This is a genomic window from Mycolicibacterium cosmeticum (assembly GCF_000613185.1).
In the GTDB taxonomy this organism is placed as follows: domain Bacteria; phylum Actinomycetota; class Actinomycetes; order Mycobacteriales; family Mycobacteriaceae; genus Mycobacterium; species Mycobacterium cosmeticum.
On sequence record NZ_CCBB010000003.1, the window covers coordinates 108,747 to 122,023 of the forward strand.

Annotated in this window: 13 protein-coding genes; 4 read left to right on the top strand and 9 right to left on the bottom strand. The window is 67.0% G+C overall.

What is annotated here, in order from left to right; translation table 11 throughout:
• The first annotated feature begins 51 nt into the window (after nucleotides 1-51).
• Entirely contained in the window at nucleotides 52-1,080 is a 1,029-nt protein-coding gene (locus BN977_RS19550) for an aromatic ring-hydroxylating dioxygenase subunit alpha (protein ID WP_036400802.1), read from the top strand.
• Nucleotides 1,077-2,153 (top strand): NAD(P)H-dependent amine dehydrogenase family protein, encoded by a 1,077-nt coding sequence (locus BN977_RS19555; protein ID WP_036400804.1) that lies wholly within the window; start codon nucleotides 1,077-1,079, stop codon nucleotides 2,151-2,153. Before BN977_RS19550 ends, BN977_RS19555 begins: the two co-directional genes overlap by 4 nt.
• Here BN977_RS19555 and BN977_RS19560 read toward each other — a convergent pair.
• From BN977_RS19560 to ligD, 4 genes are all read right to left on the bottom strand, one after another.
• Nucleotides 2,146-2,742: a TetR/AcrR family transcriptional regulator gene (locus BN977_RS19560; protein WP_036400807.1), complete on the bottom strand. Its 597-nt coding sequence runs from the start codon at nucleotides 2,740-2,742 to the stop codon at nucleotides 2,146-2,148. The genes BN977_RS19555 and BN977_RS19560 overlap by 8 nt on opposite strands.
• 43 nt (nucleotides 2,743-2,785) lie before the next feature.
• Complete coding sequence (locus tag BN977_RS19565) at nucleotides 2,786-3,097, bottom strand: hypothetical protein (RefSeq protein ID WP_131590182.1); 312 nt, start codon at nucleotides 3,095-3,097, stop codon at nucleotides 2,786-2,788.
• 326 nt (nucleotides 3,098-3,423) lie between these two features.
• Nucleotides 3,424-3,846, bottom strand: coding sequence for an STAS domain-containing protein (locus BN977_RS19570; protein WP_024450946.1), 423 nt, complete (start codon nucleotides 3,844-3,846; stop codon nucleotides 3,424-3,426).
• A 233-nt stretch (nucleotides 3,847-4,079) separates the two neighbouring features.
• Nucleotides 4,080-5,306, bottom strand: coding sequence for a non-homologous end-joining DNA ligase (gene ligD / locus BN977_RS19575; RefSeq protein WP_036400812.1), 1,227 nt, complete (start codon nucleotides 5,304-5,306; stop codon nucleotides 4,080-4,082).
• Between the two features lie 54 nt (nucleotides 5,307-5,360).
• Here ligD and fadD2 point away from each other — a divergent pair, with 54 nt between their 5' ends.
• Nucleotides 5,361-7,031, top strand: a complete 1,671-nt coding sequence (gene fadD2, locus BN977_RS19580) for a long-chain-fatty-acid--CoA ligase FadD2 (RefSeq protein WP_036400815.1) — start codon at nucleotides 5,361-5,363, stop codon at nucleotides 7,029-7,031.
• Nucleotides 7,032-7,071: 40 nt separating this feature from the next.
• The gene (locus BN977_RS19585) at nucleotides 7,072-7,860 is read left to right on the top strand and encodes an SDR family NAD(P)-dependent oxidoreductase (protein WP_036400816.1); all 789 of its coding nucleotides are present in this window, start codon (nucleotides 7,072-7,074) and stop codon (nucleotides 7,858-7,860) included.
• Here BN977_RS19585 and BN977_RS19590 read toward each other — a convergent pair.
• The 5 genes from BN977_RS19590 to BN977_RS19610 all read right to left on the bottom strand — a co-directional run bounded on the left by BN977_RS19590 (nucleotide 7,857) and on the right by BN977_RS19610 (nucleotide 13,197).
• Entirely contained in the window at nucleotides 7,857-8,138 is a 282-nt protein-coding gene (locus BN977_RS19590; protein WP_036400817.1) for a hypothetical protein, read from the bottom strand. The genes BN977_RS19585 and BN977_RS19590 overlap by 4 nt on opposite strands.
• Nucleotides 8,139-8,206: 68 nt before the next feature.
• The gene (locus BN977_RS19595; RefSeq protein WP_036400819.1) at nucleotides 8,207-10,396 is read right to left on the bottom strand and encodes an acyl-CoA dehydrogenase family protein; all 2,190 of its coding nucleotides are present in this window, start codon (nucleotides 10,394-10,396) and stop codon (nucleotides 8,207-8,209) included.
• A 73-nt stretch (nucleotides 10,397-10,469) separates the two neighbouring features.
• The gene (locus BN977_RS19600) at nucleotides 10,470-11,468 is read right to left on the bottom strand and encodes a 2-hydroxyacid dehydrogenase (RefSeq protein ID WP_109790249.1); all 999 of its coding nucleotides are present in this window, start codon (nucleotides 11,466-11,468) and stop codon (nucleotides 10,470-10,472) included.
• Nucleotides 11,444-12,577 (bottom strand): alpha/beta hydrolase, encoded by a 1,134-nt coding sequence (locus BN977_RS19605; protein WP_036400822.1) that lies wholly within the window; start codon nucleotides 12,575-12,577, stop codon nucleotides 11,444-11,446. The genes BN977_RS19600 and BN977_RS19605 overlap by 25 nt, the downstream gene beginning before the upstream one ends.
• The gene (locus tag BN977_RS19610; RefSeq protein ID WP_024450939.1) at nucleotides 12,574-13,197 is read right to left on the bottom strand and encodes a TetR/AcrR family transcriptional regulator; all 624 of its coding nucleotides are present in this window, start codon (nucleotides 13,195-13,197) and stop codon (nucleotides 12,574-12,576) included. Before BN977_RS19610 ends, BN977_RS19605 begins: the two co-directional genes overlap by 4 nt.
• Nucleotides 13,198-13,277: the final 80 nt, after the last annotated feature.

A 13,277-nucleotide genomic window follows, 5' to 3' on the forward strand; every position in this document is an offset into this window, starting at 1 on the left:
GATGCTACGCGAGTCTTGACTTTGATAGAACCCTCTGTGATTGTTGGCCGCATGGCAAAACCGCCACTGTCGATGGTCCCGACGGGCTGGTTCCAGGTGGCCTGGTCCGATGAGATCGGTGCCGGCGAAGTGCACCGGATGACGTACTTCGGCCGCGAGATGGTGGCCTGGCGGGCCCGATCGGGGCGGCTGACGGTGATGGATGCCTACTGCGAACATCTCGGCGCGCACCTGGGCCACGGCGGGCACGTCGAGGGCGAGGTGATCCAATGCCCGTTCCACGGGTGGCAGTGGAATCACGAGGGCCGCAACGTCTGCATCCCGTACCAGGACCGGCCCAACCGGGGCCGGCGGATGACCACCTACCCGGTGGTCGAGCGCAATGCGTCGGTGTACATCTGGCACGACATCGAAGGCCGGGAGCCCTATTTCGAGGTGCCCGACATCTTCGCCGACTTCGGTGAGCGCACCGCCGACGACTATTACCCCCAACAACGGCTGTACCGCACGGGGTTGGAGATCCATCCGCAGTACGTGCTGGAGAACGGCGTGGATTTCGCGCACTTCAAGTTCGTGCACAAGACGCCCATCGTCCCCGAGTTCACCCGGCACGACTTCGCCGAACCGTGGTCCTACGTCGATTTCACCATCACCTTCGAGGGGGACGACGGGCAGCGCATCGAGGATGTCAACAGCGGGGTGGAGGCCATCAACGGGGGGCTGGGTATCGCGGTGACCAAGAGCTGGGGGATGGTGGACAACCGCACCATCTCCGCGGTCACCCCGATCGATGACCGCACCTCCGATGTCCGGTTCATGGTGTACATCGGCCGCACCCCGGGCCGGGACGACCAGCGCACCGCGGACAGGGCGCGCAAGTTCGGCGACGAGGTGATCCGCCAGTTCGCCCAGGACATCGATATCTGGCGGTACCAACGTTATTCGGATCCCCCGGCCCTGGCCACCGCGGAGTACGAGGGTTTCACCGCTATCCGGAAATGGGCCGTCCAGTTCTATCCCGATGGTCTGGGCGGCTCCGCGGCAGACCTTGCGAAAGTCAGGAAGGTAGACACGCTATGACCGAGCAGATCCGCGTCTTCCAGGTGGCCACCGGCAATGTCGGTACCGAGATGATCAAGCGCATCGGCAAGCACCCCGATCTCGAACTCGTCGGCTTGCATTGCTACTCACCGGAGAAGATCGGCCGCGACGCCGGCGAGATCGCCGGGTTGGATCCCATCGGCGTCCTCGCCACCGGGTCGGTCGAGGAGATCATCGCGGCCAAACCCGATGTGCTCACCTTCCACGGTGTCTTCCCGGATGAGGACCTCTACGTGAAAGTCCTTGAGGCGGGCATCAATATCGTCACCACCGCGGACTGGATCACCGGCTGGCACCGCGACACCAATCACCCGCACCCGTCCGGGCGCCCGGTCAGCCAGGTGCTGGCGGAGGCGGCGGCCAAGGGTGGGGCGACGTTCTACGGCACCGGCATGAACCCCGGGGTGAACCAGATCCTCGGTGTGGTGTGTTCGGCAGATGTCGCCGAGATCGACAACGTCACCACCATCGAATCGGTCGACGTGTCGTGCCACCATTCCGCCGACACCTGGAAAGAGGTGGGTTACGGCCTGCCGGTCGACGATCCGCGCCTGCCGGGCATGCTGGAGCGCTACACCCGGGTGTTCGCCGACAGCGTGCTGCTGATGGCCGACTGCTTCGATGTGCAACTGGACGAGGTGACGTTCAGCTACGAACTGGGTGCCTGCACCAAGGATGTCGACCTGGGCTGGTACCAGCTGCCCAAGGGGTCACTCGGCGGCAACTACATCAAGTACCAGGGCCTGGTCGGCGGTGTGCCGAAGATCGAGACCCACCTGGAGTGGCAGATGACCCCGCACACCGATCCGAGCTGGGATATCAAGGGCTGCTACATCACCCAGATCATGGGTGACCCGTGCATCTACAACAAGCACATGATCTTCCCCAAGCCCGGCGTGGACCTGTCCGACCCGGCCAGCTTCGCCTCGATCGGGATGACCGTGACCGGCCTGCCTGCGCTGAACGTGATCACATCGGTGGTGGCCGCCCCTCCGGGCTTGCTCACCAGCGCCGATGTGCCGCTGCGCGGATTCGCCGGCCGGTTCAGGTGACGTTGAGCGCCGGTCCGATCCAGCGCCGCAGGTAAGCCCGCAGCCGGGCGCCGGTCCGCGGCGGGTCGGTCGGCGCGACGATCATCGACTGGATGTTGCGCAACAGGAATTCGACCAGCTCGTCCAGCATGTCATCGTCGTAACCCATTGCCGCCCAATCGATATGGGTGTGACGCAACATCGTCCGGCACCGGGCGATGACGCCGGCGGTGAGCATGCCACGGCTGAAGCTGCTGGTGCGGTCGCTGTCCAGCAGCAGTTCCAGCAGTGGCTCGTGGGGGAGGCGTTCGATGATGTGGGCGACCACCTCGACCAGTTGGTCGGTCACGTTCAGGTTGGCGGTCAGGATACCGACCTCGGCGACGAAGCCCTCCAAACTCACCTCGGCCACCGCGGTGAACAGGTCCTCGGTGCCGGTGAAGTAGCGGTAGATGGTCCTGCGGGTGATGCCGAGCGCCTCGGCCACGTCGGCCAGTGCGGTGCGGCCGGCGCCCCGCTCGTCGATCATCGCCCTGGTGGCGTCGATGATCCGCTTGCGCGCCTCGGCATCGTCGGTCGGTGGCGCGCCGCCCCATCCTTTGCGTCCCACACCCTCGACTCTTCCAGATGGCGACATCGGCGCGCACGCAGCATCACGGGCACTGTCCGTTGTTGACGCACGTCGGTGCCGCGGTCGCCTTGAAGGTCGGTGCCGCGAACGTGGTGGCCGGCATCGACGCGGGCACCTGCGCGGTGGCCGTGGAACCCAGCTTCATGGCCGCCGTGGGGTTGACCAACATGACCGGCACGGTCGGTGACGAGTAGGTGCCGGTGGTCGAGGAATCTCCCGAACCACCGGCCACCGTCGAGCCGGGGGCGCCGCCGTCGACGATGTCGATCAGGAGGCCGACGGCGATCGCCCCGCCGCCGACCACGGCACACACTCTTTTCTGCAGACCCGCCATCGTCGCTCCTCCACGGGATTTGGCATCGGGTGACAGCAGGAACAAAGACGCCCGGGGTATGCGGCATTCCCGAAAAAGGCTGTCTCAGCGGCCTTTACGTGCACCCACAAGGGACAGGCAGCTCACAGTTGGACACACAGGGCTCAGCCGGACAGGCGGCGCGGATCTGGAATCGGCAGGCCGAACAGCAAAAGGCCCGGCCGGTGAGTCGGGTGACTCGCCGGCCAGGCCTCTGGACGATGGAGTTAGTGAGCCGGCTTGCGGTGACGGCGTACGAGAGCGGTCAGCCAGCGAACGTCGAGCAACATGCGATCCGCCTTTCCTTGTTATGCGGTCTTGTGCAGCAGTGGGAGCAGGCGCCGGCGGGCCAGGGTGCCCTCGGCGAAGTGATGCAGCGCCTCGGGAACCGACGCGGTGATCGGGAAGGCGTCGTCGAGGAGCCGCAGGATGTCGAGCACCTGCGGGCTGGCCACCAGGGCCCATTCCACCCCGGCCAGATCGCACTCGTCATCGAGTCCGTACAGCAGGGACACGCCACGGGCGGACAGTCCGGTCACGCCGCTGAGATCCAGCACGAACGGCTTCTCGGTGAGTACCAACTGCCGGACCCGGTGGGTGAGTCGCTCGAAGTTGGCGTCGTCGATGACGCCGGTCAGTGTCGCGACGGTCGCCAGATGGCGGCACTGCGCGCGCAACTGGGCACCGTCACACTCGACCGCCGGATTGCCGTACCGGAATGCGATCGTCATGTTGGGCCTCCCTTCGGTGTCTCTCCACGTCGGTGAACGTGATACCGAAGTTATCCACCGAATTTAAGGTACCTGGGAGTACGCATTAATACTTTGCTAAGAAGTACCCCTGAAGCGCGCGTAAGGGTTTGCTGAGAAAATCGTACACCGTTGTGCGACAACATATTTCGTGAAAATAAGACATTTTCTCAGTAATTGACGCCAACTTACCGTGCAGTAGCCTCAGTTTATTCTCAGTGTCGAAACTGGCCGCCGGTGTAACCGATCCACGGCGAATAATCGGCGATCAACGCCTCCTGTGCAGGGCGTTCCTCCTCGGGCACGTGCTGCAGATTGATCCGCACCCGGTACCAGATCGAGCTCGGCCCGCGCATCCCGTCGACGAGCACATCCACCGGGGCCAGCCGTGCGGCCGCGCCGGGATGGCGGCCACGCCATACGTCGAGCGCCGCCAGCGCCTCGTCGCGGGTCTTGGTCCGGGCGACCTCGATGAGCGGCATGGTTGATTGCCTGCGCCCGTCTTTCGGCGCCTTGCCCCGCTTCTCCATCGGCCCGAGCTGCTCGGCCAGCTCCAGCAGCGGCTCCAGCCCACCTGCGGAATTGTCCATGCCCTCCCACGGATCACCCATCTCGGCGAACCGCGCGGGCACGGTGGCGATGGTGAACGCCTCGGCGCGGCACCCCGCCACCTCGTCCCAGCGCAGCGGCGTCGACACCCGCGCGTCCGGTGTGGCCCGCACCGAGTAAGCCGAGGCGACGGTGCGGTCCTTGGCGTTCTGGTTGAAATCCACGAACACCCGCGCGCCGCGTTCCTCTTTCCACCAGCGTGCGGTGGCCAGGTCGGGGGCGCGCTGCTCCACCACCCTGGCCACCGTCTCGGCGGCCAGCCGGACCTGTTTGAACGGCCAGCGCGGGTGGATGCGGGCATAGATGTGGAAGCCGCGCGACCCCGAGGTCTTCGGCCAGGCCGTCAGCCCGTGATCGGCGAGCACCTCACGGGCCACCTGGGCCACCGCCAGAATCTGCTCCCACTCCACACCAGGCATCGGATCCAGATCGACCCGCAGTTCGTCGGGATGGTCCAGGTCCGCGGCGCGCACCGGGTGCGGATTGAGGTCGACGCAGCCGAGGTTGACGGCCCAGACCAGCCCGGCGGCATCCGTCAGCACGGCCTCCTTCGCCGAGGTGCCGGAGGCGTATTTGAGTTCGGCCACCTCGATCCAGTCGGGCCGTTTCTCCGGGGCCCGTTTCTGGAAGATCGCCTCCTCGGTGATGCCCTTGACGAAGCGCTTCAGGATCATCGGCCGGTCGGCGACACCGCGCAGCGCGCCATCGGCGACGGCCAGGTAGTAGTCGATCAGATCGCGCTTGGTCACCCCGGCGTCGGGGAAAATCACCTTGTCGGGATGGGTGATGGGCACCCGTCGGCCACCCACGTCCAATGCGACCGCGTCGGCCATAGCGCCATCCTAGTTAGCTCTCCGGCTGCGACCTGAGTCACATATTGTGGCCGTATGCCCAGTCTCTTGGACCTGCCTGCGCAGGCGGTGGCGAAAGCCCAGCAGTATTTCGACCGCGGCTCGGCGGAGCTGCATTACGCGCGCAAGATGTTCGAGGCCGGTGCCTTCAAGCTCGAGCCTCCGCAGAACTTCGTCGCCATGCTGGCCGATATCCGGCGCTGGGGCGAATTCGGGATGATCCCGGCGCTCAACGCGCGGCGCTACCCGGACCGGATCGCCGTCATCGACGACGACGGCGCGATCACCTTCGCCGAGCTGGACCAGGCCGCGCACGCGGTGGCCAACGGCCTGCGCACCATGGGCGTCAAAGGCGGCGATGGCGTCGCCCTGCTGATCCGCAACCACCGCTGGTTTCTCATCGCCCTGTACGGCGCGGCCCGGGTCGGTGCCCGCGTCATCCTGCTCAACAGCGAGTTCTCGGGTCCGCAGATCAAGGAGGTCTCCGAGCGCGAAGGCGCCAAGGTCATCGTCTACGACGACGAGTACACCGGCGCGGTGGCGCTGGCCGAACCGCCGCTGGGCAAGTTGCGTGCCCTGCCCACCAACCCCGACAAGCCCGATGAGCCGTCGGGCACCGACGACACGCTGGCCGACCTGATCAAGCGCAGCAGCAAGCAGCCCGCACCCAAGGCCACCAAACACTCCTCGGTGATCATCCTCACCAGCGGCACCACCGGAACGCCCAAGGGTGCCAACCGCAGCACCCCGCCGTCACTGGCGCCCATCGGCGGTGTGCTGTCCCACGTCCCGTTCAAATCCGGTGAGGTCACCTCGCTGCCGGCACCGATGTTCCACGCGCTGGGATTCCTGCACGCCACCATCGCGATGATGTTGGGCACCACCCTGGTGCTGCGCCGGCGCTTCAAACCGGCGACCGTGCTGGCCGATATCGAAAAGCACCAGGTGACCGCGATGGTGGTGGTCCCGGTGATGCTGTCGCGCATCCTCGACGAACTGGAGAAGACCCAGCCCAAGCCCAACCTGTCCAGCCTGCGGATCGTGTTCGTGTCCGGTTCCCAGCTGGGCGCCGAACTGGCCACCCGGGCGCTCAAGGACCTGGGGCCGGTGATCTACAACCTGTACGGCTCCACCGAGATCGCCTTCGCCTCGATCGCGCGGCCCAAGGACCTGTCCGTCAACCCGGCAACGGTCGGCCCGCCGGTCAAGGGCATCACGGTGAAGATCCTCGACGACAACGGGATCGAGGTGCCCCAAGGCGAGGTCGGGCGCATCTTCGTGCGGAACACCTTCCCGTTCGAGGGTTACACCGGCGGGGGCGGCAAGCAGATCATCGACGGCATGTTGTCCTCGGGGGATGTCGGGTACTTCGACGAGAACGGGCTGCTCTACGTGTCCGGCCGCGACGACGAGATGATCGTCTGCGGCGGCGAGAACGTCTTCCCGGCGGAGGTGGAGGACCTCATCAGCGGGCATCCCGAGGTGATCGAGGCGACCGCCCTCGGCGTCGAGGACCAGGAGTTCGGCGCGCGGTTGCGCGCCTTCGTGGTGAAGGCCGAGGGGGCCAGCATCGACGAGGACGCGATCAAGGCGTATGTGAAGGAGAATCTGGCGCGCTACAAGGTGCCCCGCGACGTCGTCTTCCTCGACGAGTTGCCGCGCAACCCGACCGGCAAAATCCTCAAGCGCGAGCTGCGTGAACTGTGATCGCGGAATAGATGTGGGTGCCCACGGGTAGTAACTGCTCGTGAATATCGACCTCTCCGGGAAAACCGCGCTCGTCACCGGCTCCACCCAGGGCATCGGCCTGGCCATCGCCGAAGGCCTGGCCCGCGGCGGGGCGCGGGTGGCGGTCAACGGTCGCACCGCGTCCCGCGTGGACGAGGCCGTGGAACAGTTGCGGACCATCGGCGGTGACGTCTTCGGGGTGGCCGCCGATGTGAGCACCGACGAGGGCGCGGCGCAGCTGCTGGCCGAACTGCCCGAGGTCGACATCCTGGTGAACAACCTGGGCATCTTCGGTGCGGTGCCGGCCCGGGAGGTCACCGACGAACAGTGGCGCACCTACTTCGAGGTGAATGTGCTTGCCGCGGTGCGGCTTATCCGCGCCTACCTGCCGGGCATGACCGAGCGCGGCTGGGGCCGGGCGATCCAGATCGCCAGTGACTCCGCCATCGTGATTCCTGAGGAGATGATCCACTACGGCGTGTCCAAGACCGCCCTGCTGGCGGTGTCACGCGGTTTCGCCAAGGACGCTGCCGGCACCGGGGTTACGGTCAACTCGGTGATCGCCGGGCCCACGCACACCGCCGGGGTGGAGGATTTCGTCTACCAATTGGTGGACAAGAGCCTGCCGTGGGACGAGGCGCAGCGCGAGTTCATGCGCAAGCACCGGCCGCAGTCACTGCTGCAGCGCCTCATCGAACCCGCCGAGATCGCCAACATGGTCACCTATCTGGCGTCGCCGCTGGCGTCGGCCACCACCGGCGGGGCGCTGCGCGTCGACGGCGGATACGTCGACGCGATCCTGCCCTAGGGGTTGTTGACGTAGTAGGACAGGCAGACCGGGTCGTGCCGGCACGCGATGATCGCCCCGGCATCGGGTGCCGAGCCGCGGATCTTGGGCGGCCGCGGGCCGAGATTGCAGTTGACCACATAGGGGTTGAGCGGGACGACACCGTTGACACAAGGCTGCGCCAGCGTGCGATCGGCGTTGTGCTCCGACATCGCGACGACGGCCGCGGGGCCGAGCAGGGCCAGACCCGCGACCGCGGTACAGAGTGCGCGGACGGCGCGATGGTGCGAGGTACTCACTCTCTCAAGCAACGGGTGTCGACGGCGGGCTGATTCCCGTTTGGCCCGTTGTGTCCGAGATCACGCCGTTACGGATCGCGGGGCAGGCCCAGCAGGCGCTCGGCGATGATGTTCAGCTGCACCTCGGTGGTGCCGCCGTAGATCGTGGTCGCCCGGCTGAACAGCAGGTAGTCGGCCCACTTGCCGGTGATCTGATCCTTGTCGCCGATCACGGCGTCGGTGCCGAACGAGGACACCCCGAACTCGGCGTAGCCCTGACCCGTCTTCATCGAGAGCAGTTTGGAGATGGCCGCGGCCGGCATCGGATCACCCCCGGCCAGGGTCAGCAGCGTCGAACGCAGGTTGAGCACCTTGGCGGCGTAGCCCTCGGCGATGAGCTTGCCCGCGTGGTTCTGCTCGATCTGGTCGAAGTGCCCGTCGGCCAAGAACTGCACGAACTGGTCCAGGCTGGCCAGGAACGGGGGCTCGCCGCTGCCGATGGACACCCGCTCGTTGGTCAGCGTGTTGCGGCTGACCTCCCAGCCCCGGTCGACCTCGCCCAGCACCATCGCATCCGGCACGAACACGTCGTCGATGAAGACGGTGTTGAACATGGCGTCGCCGGTCAGTTCGCGCAGCGGCTTCACCTCCACGCCAGGCGATTTCATGTCCAGCAGGAAATAGGTGATGCCATTGTGCTTGGGGGCGCTGGAATTCGTCCTGGCCAGCAGGGCGCCCCACTGCGAATACTGGGCGCCGGTGGTCCAGATCTTCTGCCCGGTGATCCGCCAGCCGCAGTCGACCTTGGTGGCCTTGGTGGTCAGGCTGGCCAGGTCGGACCCGGCACCGGGCTCGGAAAACAGCTGGCACCAGATCATCTCGCCGCGGAAGGTCGGCGGCAGGAACTGCTGTTGCTGCTCGTCGGTGCCGTAGGCGACGATGGACGGGATGATCCACGCCGCGATGCCCATATTGGGACGCGCGACCCGCCCGGTGCTGAACTCCTGCGCGATGATGATCTGTTCGACCGGACCCGCGTCGCGGCCCCACGGCTTGGGCAGGTGCGGCTGCACCCAGCCACCCTCGGCAATCGCGGCGTTGCGTTCCTCGCGCGCAATGGCTTTCAGGGCGGCGACCTCGGCCCGGATCTCCTCACGCAGCTTCTCGGTCTCCGGGTCCAGGTCGATGTCCAGCTTGCGCAGGCCGGTGCTGGTGGCGGTGTCCACCACCAGCTGCGGGTAGTCGGCGGCGCGCCCGAAGCCGGCCGCCAGCACCAGTGCCCGGCGGTAGTACACGTTGGTGTCGTGTTCCCAGGTGAACCCGATACCACCGTGCACCTGGATGCACTCCTGCGCGCAGTGCTGCGCGGCGACCGGGGCCAGCGTTCCCGCGACCGCTGCGGCGAACTCGAAGTGCGAATCCGCTGTACCGCCGGCGAATTCGTCGAGCGCACGGGAGGCGTCCCACACCGCGGCGGTGGCCCGTTCGGTCTCGGCGATCATGCCGGAGCACTTGTGCTTGATGGCCTGGAACTGGCCGATGGGCCGGCCGAACTGTTCCCGGATCTTGGCGTACTCGGTGGCCGTGTCGGTGGCCCAGCGCGCGACACCGACACATTCGGCCGACAGCAGCGTGGTGATGAGCGCACGGGCATGGCCGCGAGTGAGGTTGGAAAGCACCTTGTCCAGGCCGATCTCGACGGCGTTGGCGCGCACATGCGCCACCGGGCGCAGCGGGTCGATGCTGGTGACGGGTTCGATCTCCAGCGCGTGCGCGTCCAGGACCACCCATTCCTCGCTGCTGTCGATCGACACCGGTAGCACCAGCAGCGACGCCTGCGCGGCAGCGGGCACGGCCCGCACCTCGCCGCGGATGGTGAGGGTGTCGTCGTGCCGGGTGGCCGTCAGGCCAGAGTCGATGGCGTAGGCGGCGATGACCGCACCGGAGGCCAGCCCGGTCAGCAGCGTGGACCGCGGGTCGTGGGCCGAGATCAGGGCACCGGCGATGGCCGACGGCACGAACGGGCCGGGGACCGCGCCGTAACCGAACTCGGCCAGCGTGATCGCCAGCTCGAGGATGCCGAAGCCCTGCCCGCCAACCTCTTCGGCGATGTGCACACCGTGCAGCCCTTGCTCGGCGGCGGCCTTCCAATAGCCGGGTGGGTTGGCAATGGGGGTTTCCAGCGCCTCGTGCAGCACCTCGGAGGGGGCGACCTTGGCCACCAGGGACCGGACCGAATCGGCCAGGTCGTTGTGCTCAGGATTGATCGCGATCGGCATGTGCGCCCTTCCCTAATAACCGGTCGGTTGGGACCGAGGTTACCCCCATCGTGACGGGCGCCACTTTCGGGGGCTATCTGACTTCGTTTACCAGGTGTACCAGCGCGGCGCCGTCGCGAAGCCGCCGGCAGTTGTCGACGGCCATCTCCAGATAGCGGCGCATGGTGTCGACGGTGTACCACGTGACATGCGGGGTAACCACGACGTTGTCCAGCGTCAGCAGGGCGGCGTCCGCCGGTACCGGTTCCTCGGCGAAGACGTCCAGCCCGGCCGCGGCCAGGTGACCGGTCCGCAGCGCGTCGACCAGGGCCGGCTCGTCGACGATCGGGCCTCTCGAGGTGTTGACCAGGACCGCACCGGGTTTCATCGCGGCGATCTCGGCGGCACCGAGCAGGTGCCGGGTGTGCTCGTTCAGGGGCAGGTGCAGCGAGACGATATCGCTGGACGCCAGCAGCTCGGGCAGGGTGCGCCAGCCGCGGGTGCCGTCGTCGCGGGTGCTGGTGTGCACCACGTCGGCACCCATGGCCGTGACGATGGCCTCCACCTGTCTGGCGATGTTGCCGTACCCGATCAGCCCGACCGTGCACCCGCCGATATCGCGCACCGTCTCGCCCAGGCTGGGATCCGATGGCCAGCCGCGGCCCGCCCGGGTGGCCCGGTCCAGGATCGGTAGCCGGCGCAGCGCCGCCAGCATCAGCAGCAGGGTGCCCTCGGCGACCGACGGCGCATTGGCCCCCGGCATGTTGGCCACCGCGATGCCCAGTCGGGTGGCGGTGTCCACGTCGATGGTGTTCACGCCGGCACCGAGCTTGTGGACCAGCTCCAGACGCTTGCCCTGCTGCAGATCCGCTCCCGAGATGGGCCGTAGCACATGCCAGATCACCTCGGCATCGGGCAGTTCGCGGTAGAACGTCGCGTCGTCGTCCTCGGCGCACCACCGGATGTCCAGCCAATCAGATTCCGGTGCAACGAAATCCAGTACCCTGGCGCCGGGGGTGAAGTGCGCGAGAACTCTCACCGCGCAGCGCCCGGGAGGGGAATCATCGGCTAGCGCCACCGCTTCGCGATCCATTTGGCGATCGTATCGGCCTGTTCGGTACGGGCGCCCGGGGTGGTGAAGTAGTGATCGGTGTCGATTGAGCACAGCGTCTTGTCCTGGGACGCCAGGGCGGTGTGGATGCGTTGCGCGTCCGACGGATACACCCCGGTGTCCTGGTCGGCATTGATCACCAGGGCCGGGCAGTCGATGAGCGCCAGGTGCGGTTCGGCCCTGGTCTGGGCGTGGCGCAGGCTCCACATGCCGAGCCAGTTGCGCAGCGTGCAGGCCGCCGCGATACCGCGCGCGGATCGGTTGGCGTGCATCGGAACTCCCGCGTAGCACAGGTTTGCCTGGCGCCTGGTCGGTTCCAGCGTGGGGTCCACCATCCTGGGGTCGGCCCAGGTGCGCAGCACCGAGAACGGCCGGTCGCTGAAGCCGGCCGCGCGCACCCGCTTGAGCTCGGCTTCGGCCCAATCGGTGATGGACTCGTTGCGTGCGACCTGTGCCGCGCGATACCGGGTGACGAAGTCCTCGGAGTACGGCGGGCCGTTCTGCTCGTGGAACAGGTCCAGCGCGAGATCGGTGGCCACCGGGTCGTTCTCGTCGACCACCGCGGCATCCATCCAGGCCGTCAACACGTCGGGCCGGCCGGGGTGCGCGGCGCTGGCGACGTAACCGTCGGCCGGCGGCAGGTCCGACACGCCGGCCGCGGGACGCATGCCCTCCAGCGCCGGCCGGACATGGTTGTGCAGCGCCTGCGCCTGATAGGCCGCCATCAGCGATCCGCCGCCGGAATTACCCAGCAGCACCACGGTTTCGATGTTCTGCACCTCCCGCAACCAGCGCACGCCGACCCCGATGTCGACGAGCGCGTGGTCGAGCAGGAAGCTGCTCTCGAAACCGCGGAACCGGGTGTTCCAGCCCAGGAAGCCGATGCCCCTGGTGGCCATGTAGTCGGCGAGATAGTGCTCGGAGAAGTCGATTTGATAGTGCGTGGCGATCATGGCGATCTTGGGCTTCCGCCCGACGCCGCGGTAGTAGAGCCCCTGGCACGGATGACCGCCGGCGCCGGCGCGCAGGGCGGTCGGTGAATCGAGCCCGACGAATTCACGGGTCACGCCGGCTGCTGCGCTCCTGCTCATGGTGCGGCGGTCTCCTCGTGGTAGATCGTCCGGTAGAAGATGTTGGCCAGGGTGGCGATGCAGGCGTCGTCGTCGACGGTGGCCGCGCCGTCGCCACTGAGCTGGGTGTAACAGAACTGGTTCAGCATGGACACCAGTGCCACCGCCACCAGCTGCGGATCGTCGTCGGGGCAGAACCCTTGGCGCTGAGCGTCTTTGACCATGGTGGTGACGAGGCTGATGGGCAGTGCGCAGATGTCGCGCCAGTACTGCGCGAAGTCGTCGTTGATCATGGCCAGCTGCGAGACGCTGATGATCTCGGCGAGCCGATGCCGGTAGGTGTTCCAGTGCGCCGCGGCCGCGGCGTGTGCCCGCTCGGCGTTGCTCAGGCCGGGTTCGGCGGCCGCGCGTGCGCGGTCGCGGGCCTCGTCGCGGAACCGCAGCGCCCACTGCCGGACCATGGCCTCCTTGGAGTCGTAATAGTTGTAGAACGACGCGGTGGAACGTCCCGCCTCGGCCGCGATGTCGGCGATGGTGGTGGCCAGGATTCCCTTGCGGGCTACCACATTTCGCGCCGCGACATCGATCGCGGCCTGCGTCTGGCGTCCGCGCACGGTCGGCAGCTGCACGCGTGCGGTCACCGTGTTCCCCTCGTCCGTCCGGGCATTGATCGAAACTGAATCTGATGTTAGATTCAGTTTCGGATCTGCGCTAGAGGTGG

What these genes read in the sequence shown, in the direction of transcription:
- BN977_RS19550 (WP_036400802.1), top strand. Translation starts at nt 52, where the DNA reads ATGGCAAAACCGCCACTGTCGATGGTCCCGACGGGCTGGTTCCAGGTG.
- BN977_RS19555 (WP_036400804.1), top strand. Translation starts at nt 1,077, where the DNA reads ATGACCGAGCAGATCCGCGTCTTCCAGGTGGCCACCGGCAATGTCGGT.
- BN977_RS19565 (WP_131590182.1), bottom strand. Translation starts at nt 3,097, where the DNA reads ATGGCGGGTCTGCAGAAAAGAGTGTGTGCCGTGGTCGGCGGCGGGGCG.
- BN977_RS19570 (WP_024450946.1), bottom strand. Translation starts at nt 3,846, where the DNA reads ATGACGATCGCATTCCGGTACGGCAATCCGGCGGTCGAGTGTGACGGT.
- ligD (WP_036400812.1), bottom strand. Translation starts at nt 5,306, where the DNA reads ATGGCCGACGCGGTCGCATTGGACGTGGGTGGCCGACGGGTGCCCATC.
- fadD2 (WP_036400815.1), top strand. Translation starts at nt 5,361, where the DNA reads ATGCCCAGTCTCTTGGACCTGCCTGCGCAGGCGGTGGCGAAAGCCCAG.
- BN977_RS19595 (WP_036400819.1), bottom strand. Translation starts at nt 10,396, where the DNA reads ATGCCGATCGCGATCAATCCTGAGCACAACGACCTGGCCGATTCGGTC.
- BN977_RS19600 (WP_109790249.1), bottom strand. Translation starts at nt 11,468, where the DNA reads ATGGATCGCGAAGCGGTGGCGCTAGCCGATGATTCCCCTCCCGGGCGC.
- BN977_RS19605 (WP_036400822.1), bottom strand. Translation starts at nt 12,577, where the DNA reads ATGAGCAGGAGCGCAGCAGCCGGCGTGACCCGTGAATTCGTCGGGCTC.